The following is a 16,448-nucleotide window of genomic DNA, read 5'->3' on the forward strand; positions in this document are numbered from 1 at the left end:
TATTAAAAAATATTTTTTAAAGTTTTAATTTTTTATGATTAAATTTATAAAAAAGATCACTTTGATGGGTTATAAATATATAAGAAATATTATTTTTTTGCTGATAGTCATATAAAAAAGTTAAAATTTCTTTAGAGGTTTTAATATCAAGCGCTGAAGTAATTTCATCTAAAATCAACAATTTAGGATTTAAAACCAAAGCACGGATAAGACCTACACGCGTGGCTTCTCCTCCGCTTAACTCATAGGGTTTTTGTTTTAAAATTTGCTTTTTTAGACTAAAAAAATCAAAAAATTCTAAAATCAAATCATCATTCTTTTGTAAATTAAAATTTTCCAAACCATCTTGTATAAGATTTTTGATTTTTTTATAAGGGTTTAAAGCCATTTTTTGATCTTGAAAGCAATACTGAATTTGCTTTCTTAAAAGTCTTTGTTTGTTTTTATCAAGCTTGTGTAAGTTAAGATTTTCATACCATACCTCACCCTCACTTGGATCTTCTAAAAAACAAAGAATTCTAGCTAATGTGCTTTTACCTGCACCACTTTTACCTAAAATTATTAAATTGTCATTTTCATTTAAAGAAAAATTGATATTATCAAAAATAATATGTCTTTCTTTTTTTAAATACCAATGCTTTTTAAGCTCATAAAACTTACTTAAATTACAAACTTTAAGCATTATAATACCTTAAAAATTCATCTAAGCTATATAAATTTAAACTATTTTTTTCTAGCATAAGAATTTCATCTGCTAAAGAATTTACCAAATTTAAATCATGAGTGATGCAAACTAAGGCTGTGTTATTTTTTAATTCTTCTAAAATCGATATAATCTTAGAAGCGTTTTCTTTATCCAAAGAAGCTGTGATTTCATCACAAATTAAAATTTGGGGTTGATTTAATAATGCCAAAGCTAGGCTCACCCTTCTTGCCATACCCAAACTTAATTCATTAGCATAAGAATGCCACAAACGATCAAGATTTTCAAATCCTAATTTTTGAAAATAAGAAAAAGCGTAATCTTTTCTTTCTTTTTGTTTTAATTTTGTATGAGTTTTTAAAACAAGATGACATAAATTTCCAATATCCAAATAAGGATAAAGACTAAGCTCTGCATCTTGCAAAACAAGTGCCACTTTAGAACGAAAATTTCTAAGCTCTTCTTTATTAAAATTAAAAATACAAGAATTATGAAAACTTAATTCATCAAAACTTATTGTGAAATTAGAATCTAAAAATCTTACCAAAGCTTTTCCTAACAAACTTTTGCCCACTCCACTTTGTCCTAGTATCATTAAAGTTTTGCCTGTTTTTATATCTAAATTAATATCCTTAAGTAATAAATTATTCTTCAAACTGATATTTAAATTTCTTACCTTCAAGATCTTATACCCCAAATTTTTTGTAAAAAATTACCCAACCATAAAAGAGGTAAAAACAACAAAAGCAAGCTTAAAAGTGGAAAAAGTATCATCCACCAAGCGCCTATAAAAACTGCTTTTGAAGACTCACTCAAAAGAGTACCTAAAGTTGGAATTTCAAATCCTAAACCCAGTCCAAAAAAACTCAAAGTAGCTTCTGTGGCTATAGCATGAACGATATTAAATATAAAAAGTGTAAAAATCAGTGTTTTTAAAGCAGGTATTAAATCTTTAAAAAAAGCTCTAAATTTAGTTCTTCCAAGCACTATATTTGCTTTGTAAAAATCTAAATTTTCAAGTCTTTTTAATTCACTTTCTATAATTCTTGCTATGAAACACCAATGAATTAAAGCGATTAAAAAAATCATCAAAAACACATCAGAAGTTATCATACTTTGAAAAAACATCATAAGTAAAAAAGCAGGCAAGGCTAAAAAAAACTCTAAAATACGCATCCAAAAAACATAAAAAAAACATCGCGCTAAAAACAAATAGCACAAAGCAAAGATAATAGACAATAAAGATCCACCAACACCTATAATCAAAGAATTTCTCAAAGCAAAAAGCAAACGAGAAAACAAATCTCTGCCTAAAAAATCAGTCCCTAAAATATAAGTAAAATTAGGAGCTTGATGCAAATTTTCTAAATGAGTGCTTAAAATATCAAAAGAAGCTAAAAAAGGTGCAAACAAGGCGCATAAAAACAAAAAAATTAAAGGCGCAAGAATGATAAGAAATTTAAACAAAATCAAGCCTTCTTAATCTAGGATTTAAAATCCTAGCTACAATATCACTTAAAAATGTAAAAAATGCTGCAAGCAAAACGCTAAAAAATATAAGTGCAAGTACAACAGGATAATCTTTAAAAATAATACTTTTAAAAAGTAAAGACCCAAGTCCCTCGTAAGCAAAGACACTTTCTACCACATAAGTTCCCATCATAAAACTTAAAGCACTTCCCCCAAAATAAGCCACAATAGGGCTTAAAGAATATTTCAGAACTAAAAAATAAATATCTTTCTCCCTTAAAGCTCTAGCGTATAAATTTTGAATAAAAATTTGAGAAAAACTTTCATTGATAAAATTTCTAGCAATCCTTAAAAATAACGCCAAATGTGATAAAACGAGCACCAAAACAGGCAAAATCAAATGCTCTAAACGATTTAAAAAATCATCTTCAAAGCCTATATCACTACTTCCCATAACAGGCAAAATTTTCCAAAAAATTCCAAAAATCAAAACAAACAATAAAGCCAAAACAAAAGGAGGTAAAGCAAAAAAATTAAAAGCTAAAAAAGTGATGATTTTATCTATAAAACTTTCTTTATAAGAATATCCCAAAAGTGCCAAAAAAACACTGAGTAAAAATAAAAGCATTAAGGCACTAAAACCCAAAATAAAAGTATTAAAAATTCTTTCTTTTATAAGCTTTAAAACACTTTCTCCACTTAAAAAAGAAACTCCTAAATCTCCTTTTAAAGCCTTAAAAAGCCAAATTTTATACTGCCCTAGCAAAGGCTTATCAAGCCCTAAATTTTGTTCTATTCTTTGAACAAATTCTTTACTTTGTGAATTAACTCCATTAGCATAAGCTATACTGCCTTTACTAAAATGAAGTAAAACAAAACATAAAAAAGTGCTAAAAAATGCTACGACAATACTAAAAACTAAGCGTTTTAGCACTATTTACTCCACTCATAAACATTCCAAGTAAAACCCACTCCGTGATGACCTAAAGTCCTTGCTTTGATACCTTTTAAATCTTTATTATAAACTAAAGCAAAATCAAGATAAGCTAAAAAAATAAAAGGGGGATTTTCATACAAAGCATCTATAAAATCTTTATAATATTTTTTTCTCTCTTCTAAATTTGAAGTATTTCTTGCTTTTTGCAAGGCTATATCCACTTTTTTATCATGATAATGTCCAAAATTCCAACCCTCATCATTTAAAGCACTATCTTGCGAACTTTCAAATACCCTAAAAGTGTGAAAATCAGGATCTAAAGGACTTCCCCAGCCTATTAAAAAACTATCTACTTTAGAATAATCAAAACTTCCAGCAGGCTTTGCTACAACCTTAGCTATAACCCCTATTTTTTTAAACTCGCTTTGCAAAATTCCTGCCAAACTCACCCTTAGAGGATCATTACTCATAGTCCAAATTTCAAATTCTAAAATCTTGCCATCTTTTTCAAAAATACCCTCATCGTTTTTCTTAAAACCTAAAACCAAAATCAAATCTTGGGCTTTTTTAGGATTGTATTCATAAGTTTTAAAAGCTTTAGAATCCGCCCAAGAACGCTCTAAAGGATGATTGGCTACAAAACCATAATCATGCAAAAGATTTTTGACTATACTTTGCTTATCAACAGCATAATTTAAAGCCTTTCTTATTTGAATATCTTTTAAAAATTCATTCTCTAAATTAAACATTAAAGCTCTATAATCAGCAGATCTTTCACGCAAAATTTTAAAATTTTCATCCTTTTTAAAAATATTCAATAAAGAAACATCAATCAAAGCCGCATCAATTTTGCCATTTTTAAGCTCTACGCTTGCAACCGAAGGATCAAAAATATGTTTGATGATAAGTCTTGGGGTTTTTACTTTTGTAAGATAAAAATTCTCATTAGCTTTAAACTCTACATATTCGCCCTTTTTCCATTTTACAAATTTATAAGGACCTGTACCTATAGGATTTTGATTAAAAGAGCTTGTGTTTAAATTCTCATTTTCAAGCAAATGTTTAGGAAGCATTCCTATGCTTAAAGCATCTAAAAATGCAGGATAAGGTTTAAAGAGTGTGATTTTTACATGAGAAGGATTTAAAATTTCCACACTTTTAATGTCTTCAAAATTGACATAAATAGAAGAATTGTTTTTAGGATTTTTAAAGGCTTCTATACTAAATTTCACATCATCAGCACTAAATTTGACTCCATCATGCCATAAAACATCATCTCTTAAAAAAATATCATAAACAAGCCCGTCTTTACTAATATCCCAAGACTTAGCCAAATCAGGTTTTAAACTCATATTTTCATCAAAACGCGTAAGCCCTGAAAATACAAGATTAATCACTGCATCATGATCCTCGCTATAAGCAGGATTTATCCTTGCGATTTCATTTTCAACTGCTATAATAAGTGTATCTTTTGGAATTTTAGCCTCAAGATTCAAAAACAATAAAAATAGTAAAACAAACCATCTAAGCACTTGTAACTCCTCAAATTTAAAATTTTAAAGAATTATAAAATAAAAAATAAGAAGCCACAAGCTCTATGGGGGGATAATTTGCTTTAAATTATGGAGTTTTATTTATCAATTAAATTGCTTCACTGCATTCATCCAATAAATACGCTATATGCTGCCAAGATATACCCGTAGCATCGCTTAATCCTATCTCGCAAGTGCTTGATGTACTAAACCCGCGCTTAATATTTGTTTTGGCATAAAATTTTTTAAAGCCTTTTGTAGCACTAATATTTAATTGAGGCTTGAAAAAGCCCTTGTATCCAGCAAACCCACAACAATAGGTATCATTATCTATTAATACTTTTCCATTCGTACATAGCTTTGTAAGCTTAATTATATTTTCATTTAAACCAAGCTTTCTAGCAGCACACATGATATATAATCCTACATTCTCATTGATTTTATCAATGCGTAACTTGGGAGCAATAAATTTTAATAAATACTCGCTTAAATCATAAATTTCGTACTTTGAATGATCACTAATTAACTTAGCACTACAAGCACTATGATCTAACACTATGGGTGAGTCTATATTGCTTAAAAAGTCATTGATTTTTTGTATATTTTTATCTTGAATATCTTGAAAATTCTCATAAGCCTTACCACAACATAAATCATTGGGTGCATAAATAATGCCTATATTTGCTTTTTTACACAAGCTTTCAAATACTTCTTGCAAACTTCTTTTATCATGCATTTTTTCATTTGGTTTAAAGCTTTTATTAAGACAGCTTGTAAAATAAACCACATTGCAAACTCTTTTATGACTTTTTAGCTCATAATCATTCACCTTAGGCAAATACGCCCTAGTTCTTGGTATAATGCTAAGAAAATTGCTTGCTTTTTCAAGCTTATTATCAAGACTTAAATTATCAAATTTATTTGCGATACTTAATGAAAATTTAGCAATTTTTAGAGTTTTTTCATGATTTTTATATGCTAGATTTCCTAAAATTTTAGATATAAATCCTATATTATTTTTTCTATATTTTAATGAAAAATCAGCAAAATTAATCCCCAAAGGACATGAAAAAGAGCACACCCCACAAGCAGCACAAGAGCTGTCTACTAAATGATTGTAATATTTTTTAATATCCTTTAATTTTGCTTTTGACTCATCATCATTTAAGCTTTCAAGGCGTTTAATCTCTCGTAAGATCGCAATTCTTTGTCTTGGAGTAATTGTATATTCATTTGATGGACAAAATCTTTCGCAAAATCCACATTCCATACAGGTATTTAATTTCTCATCAATCCAACTGACTTGTTTGATATTTTTCTTATAAATATCTTTATCATCGCTAATGATTACATCGGGATTAAATAAACTATCCTTATCAAAGATACTTTTGATTTTTTTATTGATCAAATAAGCTTGCTTACCCCACTCTACCTCCACAAAAGGTGCCACCATACGCCCTGTGCCGTGTTCAGCTTTTATACTTCCACCATAAGAAGCTACTATATTAGACATTTCTTTAACTAGATTTGAAAAATTATCAAATTCAAGCTTATTGTTTAAATCCGGTGTGACAATAAAATGGATATTGCCTGCTAATGCATGGCCAAAAATGATTCCATTATCACCAAAGCCATATTTATAAAACAATTCTTGAATGCTTTTAATTCCATCGGCTAAATCCTCGATATTAAAACACACATCTTCAGTAATTACCGTTGAACCTGCCTTTCTAAGACTAGCTGCTATAGGCAAGAGTGCTTTTCTAATCTTCCACCATAAATCATATTCGGCCTTATTCTTGCTAAAATATGACTTATAAGCCAGTTTGGAAATTTCTTTTATTTTATTTATATTTTCATCAAGCTTAAGCTCATTACTATGCTCACTTTGGATCAATACACAAGTATTGCCCTCTTTAATATCAGCTAAAATATCTCTTAACTCATCATAAGTTGATGCAGCTTTTAAACTTGCATAGTCCATTATTTCAGCAGAACTTACAAAATCAACTTTAGCAAATTCTTTTATAGTGTTTGCAGCATTATTGATATTATCAAAAAACAATAAAGCACAGGCCTTAAATTCCAAATCATCCAAAACAGCAAGCTTAACTTCGCTTACAAATCCCAAAGTCCCTTCAGAGCCAATAAGCAAGTGTGCTAAAATATCTATTTCATCATCATAATCAACAAAGGCATTAAGGCTATAACCTGTGGTGTTTTTGATTTTAAATTTTTTGATTATTAAATCTTTTAATTCTTTATTGGCATTAATCTTTTCTTTGATCTCTCTAAGTTCATTAATTAATTTTTTATTTTCATCTTTAAATCGAGCCACGCTTAAAGCATCGCTGGTATCAAGCATACTACCATTTGCCAAAATCACCCTAATACTTCTTAAGGTTTTATAGCTATTATCCTTAGTTCCACAGCACATTCCGCTTGAATTGTTATTTATAATCCCTCCAATTAAAGCTGAATTTATAGTAGCTGGATCAGGTCCTATTTTTTTCTTCAAAAAAGCAAGACTTTCATTAGCATGAATGCCTACTACACCACATCCTAAAGTAATTTCGTTAGCGTCTTTGTTAATTTTTATTTTTTTAAAGGCAAATTTAATCACTACAAGCACTCCATCACAAGAGCTTTGTCCACTTAAACTTGTACCTGCTGCTCTAAATGTTATAGGAGTTTTATAAGTATTTGCTAATTGAATAATTTGCTTAATTTCATCTTCATTTTTAGCAATAATCACTATTTTTGGAATATAAAAATAACACGACGCATCAATGCCATAAGCATAGCATCTAGCATAATCATTAAAAATTCTATCCTTAAAAATATACTTAGCCTCATTATAAAAAGCTTTAAAATTTGCCATAGTCCCTCTTTTTAATTTATTATCAATTATATAATTTAATAATTTAAAGATAATTTTAAATTTATATTTTTGAGCATAATTTTAACACAAGTCAATTTTTTTCTCCTTTTTAAGATATAAAATATCTCTTTTACAACAAAAAGGAGAAACTATGACAAAAGAACAAATTCAAATCATCAAAGATTGTGTGCCTATTTTGCAAAAAAATGGAGAGGATTTAACCAATGAGTTTTATAAAATAATGTTTAATGATTATCCTGAGGTAAAACCTATGTTTAATATGGAAAAACAAATTTCAGGAGAACAACCAAAAGCTTTAGCAATGGCGATTTTAATGGCGGCTAAAAATATAGAAAATTTGGAAAATATGAGAAGCTTTGTTGATAAAGTTGCCATAACTCATGTTAATTTAGGAGTTAAAGAAGAGCATTATCCTATAGTTGGAGCTTGCCTTTTAAAGGCTATTAAAAATCTTTTAAATCCTGATGAAGCCACTCTTAAAGCTTGGGAAGTTGCTTATGGAAAAATTGCTAAATTTTATATCGATATAGAAAAAAAGCTCTATGATAAATAATATAAGCCCATTTTGGGCTTTAATCAAATTTTTCTACTAAATTTTTAGCTAATTCCTTTATATTCTCACCCTTTAATTCGCTGATTTCACCATTTTGAGCCAAGAAAATTCTATCAGCACTATCAAAATATGCATCATCATGTGTGATAGCAAAGATTGTTTTACCTTGCTCTTTTAGCAAAGGTAAAAGTTTTTTATAAAAAAATCTTCTAAAAACAGGATCTTGATCAGCCGCCCATTCATCAAGCACTAAAATATCCCTTTCTTCAAGCAAGGCTATAAGCATAGCTAAACGCTTTTTTTGCCCTGTAGAAAGTTTGGTTAAGGTCAGTTCATTATCTTTGACACTTGTTTTATTTTTAAGTTCTAAAAACTCCAACCAAAAAGCAATTTTTTCTTCGCTTGCAAAATTTTCTTTATTTAAGGTTTTAGTAAAAAGATGAAAATCGCTAAAAACAGCAGAAATAAGAGATCTATACTCATCTAAATTTTTATCATCTATAAGCGTATCATCAACATAAATTCCGCCTTTGCTTGGCTTAAAAAGTCCTGTCAAAAGCATACAAAAAGTGGATTTACCACTTCCATTTTTACCTATTAAAAATACCAATTCACCTTTTTTAAGTTCTATATTTACAGGATTTAAGTGAAAATTTTCTTCATAAGCAAATTGAGTATTTCTAAAAGAAATTTTTTTCCATTCACTGATATAATGTGTTTTTTTAAAACCTTCTATATAATCATCTAATTCCAATTTTGCGATCTTATCCAAAGCGATTTTTGCCAAAAGCAAAGTAGGAAAAGATCCTATCATAGATACTAAAGGGGTTCGTAAAAACAAAATAGAAAGAGCTATAGTTGTAGCATCTGCAACACTTGCCCATTCAAATTTTAAAGCTAAGTAAAACTCTACACCCACTAAAGCCAAAAGAGTTACATTTGTCCAGTTGTTTGAGAGATTGTTAAAAAGATTGCCTAAAGTACTATTTTTCTTTTTCAATCTTGCATTATTTTCAAATTCATCTTCATAGTAAAGTTTGGCTCTATCACGATTGATCAAAAGTTCTTTATGTCCATCTAGTATATTTTGGTAATTATTTTGCAAAGCATCATCATTTTCCCTTGCCTTTCTAAAATACTGATATACTTTCATCATCAAAAAATTATTAGTAATAAAAATAACCATAATCCATACCACACACAAAGCAAAAATTTGTGGTGAAAGATAACATAAATAAACACTAGTGCATAAAATCAATATACTTGATTGTAAAAAATCAGGCAATCTTAAAAGCCCAAAAGATATATTTCTCACATCACTTCCTAAAGAAGCTAAAATTCTAGCCTTACCTACTTTAGCCACTCTTAACAAAGGGGTGTCTAAGATCTGCTTTACTACGCGCCTTTGCATTTTAAAAATAAAATTTTGTCCAAAAATACTAAGTCCAAGTTCAACTATGGTAGAACTTATAAAAAAAATCAAAAGCAAAACAATAAAATAAAAAATAGGAATGTTTTGTGCATTTTTAAGCAAATAATCATTGATAAAAACAAGAGTTAAAACTCCAACAGCGCTTGTAATAAAAGAAAAAAGCAAAAAAGAAATCAACTTTAATTTATTTTGCTTAAGTAATTCCATAATAAAAGGCATTTATAAACTCCAAAATATAATTTTAATTATAACATTTTAAGAGTGATTATCAAAATTTTATTTTATCTTTTACTATAAAAACAGCACAAATAGCCAATAACGCTAAAAAAATCATATATATACTCATACCATATAAAAATGGATTTTCATTTTTACTCGCAAGTGTATTAAGCCAAAAAACGAGTTGCGGAGTAATACCGCCTGAAATTGCATAAGAAATATTATAAGAAAAAGAAATTCCTGAAAATCTTATTTTAGCTCTAAAAACTTCACTCATTAAAATAGGTGCGAACACATTAATCCCACCTAAAAAACAAATAATCGAATACAAAATACACACCAAAACCAAATTTTTAAGCTCATATAAAGCATAAAAATATAAAAAAGAAAAAAATACAAAAGTTAAAGAAAAGAAAATGCAAATTTTAAATAAACCAAATTTATCTACAAGATAACCCATAAAAGCCCCGCCTAAAGCTATTCCCAAAATTCCTAATATCTGTAAATAACTTCCTTCAACCCCACTTAAATTTAAAATACTAGGCATAAATTTAGGCATCAATAAAACAAGCACAATAACACAACCTGTTAAAACCCAAGTCATCATCATTGATGAAAATAAATTTTTTACAATATCCTTTTCTTTAAATAAATCTTTAAGCGGAAAAGAACTAAGCGATGATTCTTTTTTCATTTGTTTAAAAACAGGAGTTTCTTGCAAAAATCTACGCAAATAAATAGAAATAATCCCAAAAATTCCACCTACAAAAAAAGCAATACGCCAAGCATAAGCAGCAATTTCTTCTATGCTAAAAAAAGCATTAATGATTAAAAATACTATACTTCCTAACAAAATTCCTAAAGCCATAGCTGAATTTAAACAGCTTAAAAAGAAAGCTTTTTGTTTTTCTTGACAATACTCTCTTACAAAAACCCAAGCTCCAGGCAATTCTCCACCTATAGCTATGCCTTGAAAAATTCTTATAAGTATCAATAAAACAGGAGCTAAAAACCCAAGAGTTTCATAACCTGGAATAAAAGCTAAGACAAAGGTAGGAAGAACCATTAGTAAAATACTTAGCATAAACATATTTTTACGCCCAAATTTATCTCCAAAATGTGCCATAACTATACCACCCAAAGGACGTGCTAAATATCCAGCTGCAAATGCTCCATAAGTATTTAATAAAGCCCAAAATTCACTCATATCTTTAGGAAAAAATACATTGGCTATATATTCAGCAAAAAAGACAAAAATAATAAAATCATAAAATTCTAAAGTTCCTCCTAGTGAAGAAAGTCCTAAGATCTTAATTTCCTTTGTTCCAAATTTTGATTTTCTCATTGATTAATTACCTTAAATTTTAAAAACATTGTTTTTATTATACTATAATCATTTCCAAAATATTATCTAAAAATTTAAGGATAAATATGTTTAATTTTATAACCACTCTTTTAAAAACCAATCTTTATTTTTTAGAAGAAAAAACCACAAGCAAAAATTCAAATCAAACCCATATAATCTCACTTAAACAGTCTGATGATGAATTTTTAAATTTATTATTTTCTTTTTTAGTGCCACAAAGCGATGAAGATAAGAATTTTATAGAAAAAACTCGCACAAAAATCAAAAGAAATGAGCATAATATTGTTCTGATAAAAAATCCAAATTTTAATGCTTTAATAGACACAGGGTTTTTAGATACTATTGACACATTAAAAGAAAAATTACATATCCATAAAACCGATTTTAAAGATATCACTCATATTATCTTAACACACGCACATCCTGATCATATAGGTGCTTTAATGAGCGAAGAAAATCTTTTTCCAAAAGCTCAAATTTTAATTGATAAAAAAGAATATGATTTTTGGATCAAAAGCGATAGACAAGAAATTAAAAACACCTTGCTTAAACTTAAAAATATAGAATTTATCGATCATTCCAAAGATTTGATCTTTCAAAATTCAGGCATTAAAGCCATACCTGCTTACGGGCATACCCCAGGTCAAAATGCTATCATAATTGATGATAAAATAGTCTTTTGGGGAGATTTACTTCATCTTTATGATATACAAATCCCAAAACCTAAAATCGCTATAAAATTTGATATAGATCAAAATGAGGCTATACAAACAAGGGAAAAACTACTTAAAGAATTTAAAGAAAGAAAACTCAAAGTTATAGGGACTCATGTGCCTTTTATCAAACCTAAATTTTTAGATTAATTACTTAAAAATTACTAAAAATTAAGTAAAAATTTTAATAATTTTTGCTAAAATTATAGCCTTTTTATTTCATGAAAGGAGAAAATTTTGGCAAAAGATGATGTAATTGAAATTGATGGCACCGTACTTGAAGCATTGCCTAATGCAAATTTCAAGGTTGAACTTGACAACAAACATGTAATTTTATGTCATATTGCAGGAAAAATGCGTATGCATTATATAAGAATAATGCCAGGTGATAAAGTAAAAGTAGAACTTACACCTTATAGCCTTGATAAAGGGCGTATAACTTTTAGATATAAATAATCTAAGTTATTTAAAAGCTAATTTTAGATAAAATTAGAGTTTTTGCGACAAATTACATCGAACTATATGAAGAAGTATTTTTAAAATCCACCACTTATTTTGAAAATAGTTGGTTATTCATAAAACCTGATGTAGTCGTAAATCAAGTGGAATTCATTCAAGGAGACGCTCATGAAAGTGAGACCATCGGTTAAAAAGATGTGCGACAAATGCAAAGTAGTTCGCCGTAAAGGCGTGGTTCGCATTATTTGCGAAAATCCAAAACATAAACAAAGACAAGGATAAACATGGCTCGTATTGCAGGTGTGGATTTACCAAAGAAAAAAAGAATTGAGTATGGACTAACCTATATTTATGGTATAGGACTTTTCACTTCAAGAAAAATTCTAGATAAAGTAGGAATTTCTTATGATAAAAGAGTTCATGAGTTAAGTGAAGATGAAGCAGCAGCTATCCGTAAAGAAATTCAAGAAAACTATATGGTTGAAGGGGATTTGAGAAAACAAGTTGCTATGGATATTAAAGCACTTATGGATTTAGGAAGCTTTAGAGGTTTAAGACACAGAAAAGGCTTACCAGTTCGCGGACAAAAAACAAAAACAAACGCAAGAACTAGAAAAGGTAAGAGAAAAACTGTTGGTGCAAAATCATAAGGATAAATCATGGCAAAAAGAAAAATCGTAAAGAAAAAAGTAGTTAAAAAAAATATAGCAAAAGGTATTGTTTATATCAGTGCGACTTTTAACAATACTATGGTTACAGTAACTGATGAAATGGGAAATGCTATCGCTTGGAGTAGTGCAGGTGGTTTAGGATTTAAAGGTTCTAAAAAATCAACTCCTTATGCAGCACAACAAGCAGTAGAAGACGCTTTAAATAAAGCAAAAGAACACGGAATTAAAGAAGTAGGCATTAAAGTACAAGGACCAGGAAGCGGTAGAGAAACTGCTGTTAAGAGTGTAGGTGCTATGGAAGGAATCAAAGTAACTTTCTTAAAAGATATCACTCCATTAGCTCACAATGGTTGCAGACCGCCTAAGCGTCGTCGTGTCTAAGATATAAGAAAAATTTAGGAGAATATTATGGCAAGATATAGAGGACCAGTAGAAAAATTAGAAAGACGCTTTGGTGTTAGCTTAGCATTAAAAGGAGAAAGAAGACTAGCTGGCAAAAGTGCACTAGATAAACGCCCTTATGCACCAGGACAACACGGAGCAAGAAAAGGTAAAATTAGTGAGTATGGACTTCAATTAAGAGAAAAACAAAAAGCTAAATTTATGTATGGAGTAAGCGAAAAGCAATTCCGTCGTTTATTTGCTGAAGCAGCAAGAAGAGAAGGAAATACAGGGGTATTACTTATCCAACTTTTAGAACAAAGATTAGACAATATAGTATATAGAATGGGTTTTGCTACAACACGTCGTTTTGCAAGACAACTTGTAACACATGGACATGTTTTAGTAAATGGTAAAAGAGTGGATATTCCTAGCTTTAGAGTAGAAGCAGGTGCTAAAATCGAAATTATCGAAAAAAGCAAAAACAATCCTCAAATTACAAGAGCTATCGAACTTACAGCACAAACTGGAATCGTTGCTTGGGTTGATGTTGAAAAAGATAAGAGATTTGGAATTTTCACAAGAAAACCTGAAAGAGAAGAAGTTGTCATTCCGGTTGAGGAAAGATTTATCGTTGAGCTTTACTCTAAATAATAGGGGCTAAATATGAGAAATATTACAACATCTGCTTATACGCCAACAGAATTTACAATAGAAAACATTAGTGATACTGTGGCTAAAATCAGTGCTTGGCCTTTTGAGATCGGCTATGGAATCACCCTAGCCCATCCTTTACGCCGTTTACTTTACACTAGCACCATAGGATATGCTCCAACTGCGATTCATATTGATGGCGTAGCTCATGAATTTGATAGCATGCGTGGTATGCTTGAAGATGTAGCACTTTTTATCATTAATCTAAAAAAACTACGCTTTAAAATTAAAGGCGACTCAAATAAAGAAATAGTAGAATTTAGCTTTAAAGGCTCAAAAGAAATTTACGGCAAAGATCTAAATAATGATCAAGTAGAAGTAGTAAATAAAGACGCCTATCTAGCAACAATCAACGAAGATGCTGAACTCAAATTCACATTGATCGTTGAAAAAGGTATTGGCTATGTACCAAGCGAAGAAATTAAAGAGCTTATAAATGATCCTAAATTTATAGCTTTAGATGCTTTCTTTACACCTGTAAGAGAAGCAACCTATGATATTGAAAAAGTTTTATTTGAAGATAATCCTGATTATGAAAAAGTGGTTTTAACCGTAACAACTGATGGACAAATCACTCCAAATGAAGCTTTTCAAAATGCTCTAGAAGCTATGTATAAACAATTATCAGTATTTGATAAAATTACCAATGTTAGAAGTGTAATTAAAAATCAAGCAACAAGCAATGAACTAGAAAATACTAAATTATTGCAAAACATTACAGATTTAAATTTAAGTGCTAGAAGTTATAATTGTCTTGAAAAAGCAGGAGTGGTTTACATAGGCGAGCTTGCTTTGATGAGTGTAAGTGAACTTGCAGGGCTTAAAAATTTAGGTAAAAAATCTCTTGATGAAATTAAAAACATCATGGAAAGCATAGGTTTTCCTGTGGGAACTTCTAAGCTTAGCGATAATAAAGAAATACTTAAAAATAAAATCGCAGAATTAAAAGCACAAAACGAAGGATAAAGAATGAGACATAAACATGGATATAGAAAACTTGGCAGAACTTCATCTCATCGTGCTGCCTTATTAAAAAATTTAACTATAGCTTTAGTAAATAGCGGAAAAATCGAAACCACTCTACCAAAAGCTAAAGAATTAAGAGGTTATGTAGAAAGATTGATTACTAGAGCAAGACTTGGAGATTTTAACGCTCATAGAGCAGTTTTTGCTTCATTACAAGATAAAAACGCTACCAATAAACTAGTAACTGAAATTGCTCCAAAATTCAAAGATCGCAATGGCGGATATACAAGAATCATCAAAACAAGAATTCGCCGTGGTGATGCCGCTGAAATGGCTTTCATCGAATTTGTAGTTTAATCAAATCCTAGCTTTTGCTAGGATTAATACTTCAATTAAATATCCTAAAAATAAAAAGTTTTAAATAATTATTTTAAATAAAATTAAATTTATTTATTTTCTAAAACCCTTGCTAAAAATTCAACTACTTATGCTAATATAAGTTTTTAATTTTTAATTTCAAGGATATGTTATGCAAGAAAACACTCGTTTACGCATTGCGATACAAAAATCAGGTAGACTTTCAAAAGAATCCATAGAGCTTCTTTCAGAATGTGGTGTTAAAATGCATATCCATGAACAAAGCTTGATCGCTTTTTCTACAAATTTACCCATAGATATTTTACGCGTTAGAGATGATGATATCCCTGGGCTTATTTTTGATGGGGTTGTAGATTTAGGCATTATAGGGGAAAATGTTTTAGAAGAAAATGAACTTGAACGCCAGTCTTTAGGAGAAAATCCAAGCTATAAGCTTTTAAAAAAGCTAGATTTTGGATATTGCCGTCTTTCTCTTGCCTTACCTCAAGAAAATAAATTTCAAAATTTGAAAGATTTTGAAGGCTTAAGGATAGCTACTTCTTATCCACAACTTTTAAAGCGTTTTATGAAAGAAAATGGGATTAATTATAAAAATTGTACGCTTACAGGTTCTGTTGAAGTAGCCCCTAGGGCAAATTTAGCCGATGCGATTTGCGATCTTGTTTCAAGCGGGGCAACTTTACAAGCAAACAATCTTAAAGAAGTTAAAGTCATTTATGAATCTCGTGCTTGTTTGATTCAAAAAGAAAATGCTTTAAGTAAAGAAAAACAAGCCTTAGTGGATAAAATTATGTTGCGTGTAGCAGGAGTAATGCAAGCAAGAGAATCTAAATACATTATGCTTCATGCTCCAAAAGAAAAGCTTGATAAAATTCAAGCCCTACTTCCAGGAGTTGAAAGACCGACTATCTTACCTTTAGCACACGATGAAAAAAATGTAGCTTTACATATGGTAAGTAAAGAAAATCTTTTTTGGGAAACCATGGAGGCTTTAAAAGAAGAAGGTGCGAGTTCGATTTTAGTTCTGCCTATAGAAAAAATGTTAAAGTGAG

At 29.7% G+C, this 16,448-nt stretch carries 18 protein-coding genes; 10 read left to right on the top strand and 8 right to left on the bottom strand.

Annotated features, from left to right (window positions below):
* Positions 1-16: 16 nt before the first annotated feature.
* The 6 genes from FBF20_RS08010 to FBF20_RS08035 all read right to left on the bottom strand — a co-directional run bounded on the left by FBF20_RS08010 (position 17) and on the right by FBF20_RS08035 (position 7,523).
* A complete protein-coding gene (locus FBF20_RS08010; protein WP_002876088.1) occupies positions 17-682 on the bottom strand; it encodes an ATP-binding cassette domain-containing protein in 666 nt (221 codons plus the stop codon).
* Positions 675-1,385 carry an ATP-binding cassette domain-containing protein gene (locus tag FBF20_RS08015; RefSeq protein WP_002890160.1) on the bottom strand — a complete coding sequence of 237 codons (711 nt, stop codon included), beginning with the start codon at positions 1,383-1,385 and terminating at the stop codon, positions 675-677. Before FBF20_RS08015 ends, FBF20_RS08010 begins: the two co-directional genes overlap by 8 nt.
* Positions 1,382-2,176, bottom strand: a complete 795-nt coding sequence (locus FBF20_RS08020) for an ABC transporter permease subunit (RefSeq protein ID WP_021034254.1) — start codon at positions 2,174-2,176, stop codon at positions 1,382-1,384. The genes FBF20_RS08015 and FBF20_RS08020 overlap by 4 nt, the downstream gene beginning before the upstream one ends.
* Positions 2,163-3,107, bottom strand: a complete 945-nt coding sequence (locus tag FBF20_RS08025) for an ABC transporter permease (RefSeq protein WP_002890163.1) — start codon at positions 3,105-3,107, stop codon at positions 2,163-2,165. Before FBF20_RS08025 ends, FBF20_RS08020 begins: the two co-directional genes overlap by 14 nt.
* Positions 3,107-4,642, bottom strand: coding sequence for an ABC transporter substrate-binding protein (locus tag FBF20_RS08030; RefSeq protein WP_002890164.1), 1,536 nt, complete (start codon positions 4,640-4,642; stop codon positions 3,107-3,109). The genes FBF20_RS08025 and FBF20_RS08030 overlap by 1 nt, the downstream gene beginning before the upstream one ends.
* Before the next feature lie 109 nt (positions 4,643-4,751).
* On the bottom strand, positions 4,752-7,523 hold the full coding sequence (locus FBF20_RS08035; protein ID WP_100626455.1) for an FAD-binding and (Fe-S)-binding domain-containing protein: 2,772 nt from the start codon (positions 7,521-7,523) through the stop codon (positions 4,752-4,754).
* Positions 7,524-7,674: 151 nt separating this feature from the next.
* On the opposite strand from FBF20_RS08035, the gene cgb reads away from it, so the two are divergent.
* Positions 7,675-8,097 (top strand): single-domain globin Cgb, encoded by a 423-nt coding sequence (gene cgb / locus FBF20_RS08040; protein WP_002814418.1) that lies wholly within the window; start codon positions 7,675-7,677, stop codon positions 8,095-8,097.
* A 19-nt stretch (positions 8,098-8,116) separates the two neighbouring features.
* Here the strand turns inward: cgb and FBF20_RS08045 are convergent, their stop codons facing one another.
* Positions 8,117-9,748, bottom strand: a complete 1,632-nt coding sequence (locus tag FBF20_RS08045; RefSeq protein WP_002851469.1) for a multidrug ABC transporter permease/ATP-binding protein — start codon at positions 9,746-9,748, stop codon at positions 8,117-8,119.
* A 49-nt stretch (positions 9,749-9,797) separates the two neighbouring features.
* Complete coding sequence (locus FBF20_RS08050) at positions 9,798-11,093, bottom strand: MFS transporter (RefSeq protein WP_002851344.1); 1,296 nt, start codon at positions 11,091-11,093, stop codon at positions 9,798-9,800.
* An 86-nt stretch (positions 11,094-11,179) separates the two neighbouring features.
* Here FBF20_RS08050 and FBF20_RS08055 point away from each other — a divergent pair, with 86 nt between their 5' ends.
* The 9 genes from FBF20_RS08055 (at position 11,180) to hisG (ending at position 16,447) form a co-directional block, all read left to right on the top strand.
* A complete protein-coding gene (locus tag FBF20_RS08055) occupies positions 11,180-11,977 on the top strand; it encodes an MBL fold metallo-hydrolase (protein WP_002851251.1) in 798 nt (265 codons plus the stop codon).
* A gap of 87 nt (positions 11,978-12,064) precedes the next feature.
* Positions 12,065-12,283 (top strand): translation initiation factor IF-1, encoded by a 219-nt coding sequence (gene infA, locus FBF20_RS08060; protein ID WP_002781436.1) that lies wholly within the window; start codon positions 12,065-12,067, stop codon positions 12,281-12,283.
* Positions 12,284-12,454: 171 nt separating this feature from the next.
* Positions 12,455-12,568, top strand: a complete 114-nt coding sequence (gene rpmJ, locus FBF20_RS08065; RefSeq protein ID WP_002781429.1) for a 50S ribosomal protein L36 — start codon at positions 12,455-12,457, stop codon at positions 12,566-12,568.
* Between the two features lie 2 nt (positions 12,569-12,570).
* Entirely contained in the window at positions 12,571-12,936 is a 366-nt protein-coding gene (rpsM, locus tag FBF20_RS08070) for a 30S ribosomal protein S13 (protein WP_002800121.1), read from the top strand.
* Between the two features lie 9 nt (positions 12,937-12,945).
* Positions 12,946-13,338 (top strand): 30S ribosomal protein S11, encoded by a 393-nt coding sequence (gene rpsK / locus FBF20_RS08075; protein WP_002779544.1) that lies wholly within the window; start codon positions 12,946-12,948, stop codon positions 13,336-13,338.
* Positions 13,339-13,365: 27 nt separating this feature from the next.
* On the top strand, positions 13,366-13,992 hold the full coding sequence (gene rpsD, locus FBF20_RS08080) for a 30S ribosomal protein S4 (RefSeq protein ID WP_002851551.1): 627 nt from the start codon (positions 13,366-13,368) through the stop codon (positions 13,990-13,992).
* Between the two features lie 12 nt (positions 13,993-14,004).
* Positions 14,005-15,018, top strand: a complete 1,014-nt coding sequence (locus FBF20_RS08085; RefSeq protein WP_002851403.1) for a DNA-directed RNA polymerase subunit alpha — start codon at positions 14,005-14,007, stop codon at positions 15,016-15,018.
* 3 nt (positions 15,019-15,021) lie between these two features.
* Positions 15,022-15,375, top strand: coding sequence for a 50S ribosomal protein L17 (rplQ, locus tag FBF20_RS08090; RefSeq protein WP_002890899.1), 354 nt, complete (start codon positions 15,022-15,024; stop codon positions 15,373-15,375).
* Positions 15,376-15,547: 172 nt separating this feature from the next.
* Positions 15,548-16,447 carry an ATP phosphoribosyltransferase gene (gene hisG / locus FBF20_RS08095; protein ID WP_002858407.1) on the top strand — a complete coding sequence of 300 codons (900 nt, stop codon included), beginning with the start codon at positions 15,548-15,550 and terminating at the stop codon, positions 16,445-16,447.
* Position 16,448 lies beyond the last annotated feature (1 nt).

This window comes from Campylobacter sp. CFSAN093259, assembly GCF_012889985.1.
Taxonomy (GTDB): domain Bacteria; phylum Campylobacterota; class Campylobacteria; order Campylobacterales; family Campylobacteraceae; genus Campylobacter_D; species Campylobacter_D jejuni.

Coding starts and splice junctions, on each gene's coding strand:
- hisG (WP_002858407.1), top strand. CDS start 15,548: ATGCAAGAAAACACTCGTTTACGCATTGCGATACAAAAATCAGGTAGA.
- FBF20_RS08010 (WP_002876088.1), bottom strand. CDS start 682: ATGCTTAAAGTTTGTAATTTAAGTAAGTTTTATGAGCTTAAAAAGCAT.
- rpsD (WP_002851551.1), top strand. CDS start 13,366: ATGGCAAGATATAGAGGACCAGTAGAAAAATTAGAAAGACGCTTTGGT.
- rplQ (WP_002890899.1), top strand. CDS start 15,022: ATGAGACATAAACATGGATATAGAAAACTTGGCAGAACTTCATCTCAT.
- FBF20_RS08035 (WP_100626455.1), bottom strand. CDS start 7,523: ATGGCAAATTTTAAAGCTTTTTATAATGAGGCTAAGTATATTTTTAAG.
- cgb (WP_002814418.1), top strand. CDS start 7,675: ATGACAAAAGAACAAATTCAAATCATCAAAGATTGTGTGCCTATTTTG.
- rpsM (WP_002800121.1), top strand. CDS start 12,571: ATGGCTCGTATTGCAGGTGTGGATTTACCAAAGAAAAAAAGAATTGAG.
- FBF20_RS08085 (WP_002851403.1), top strand. CDS start 14,005: ATGAGAAATATTACAACATCTGCTTATACGCCAACAGAATTTACAATA.
- rpsK (WP_002779544.1), top strand. CDS start 12,946: ATGGCAAAAAGAAAAATCGTAAAGAAAAAAGTAGTTAAAAAAAATATA.
- FBF20_RS08045 (WP_002851469.1), bottom strand. CDS start 9,748: ATGCCTTTTATTATGGAATTACTTAAGCAAAATAAATTAAAGTTGATT.
- FBF20_RS08050 (WP_002851344.1), bottom strand. CDS start 11,093: ATGAGAAAATCAAAATTTGGAACAAAGGAAATTAAGATCTTAGGACTT.
- rpmJ (WP_002781429.1), top strand. CDS start 12,455: ATGAAAGTGAGACCATCGGTTAAAAAGATGTGCGACAAATGCAAAGTA.
- FBF20_RS08055 (WP_002851251.1), top strand. CDS start 11,180: ATGTTTAATTTTATAACCACTCTTTTAAAAACCAATCTTTATTTTTTA.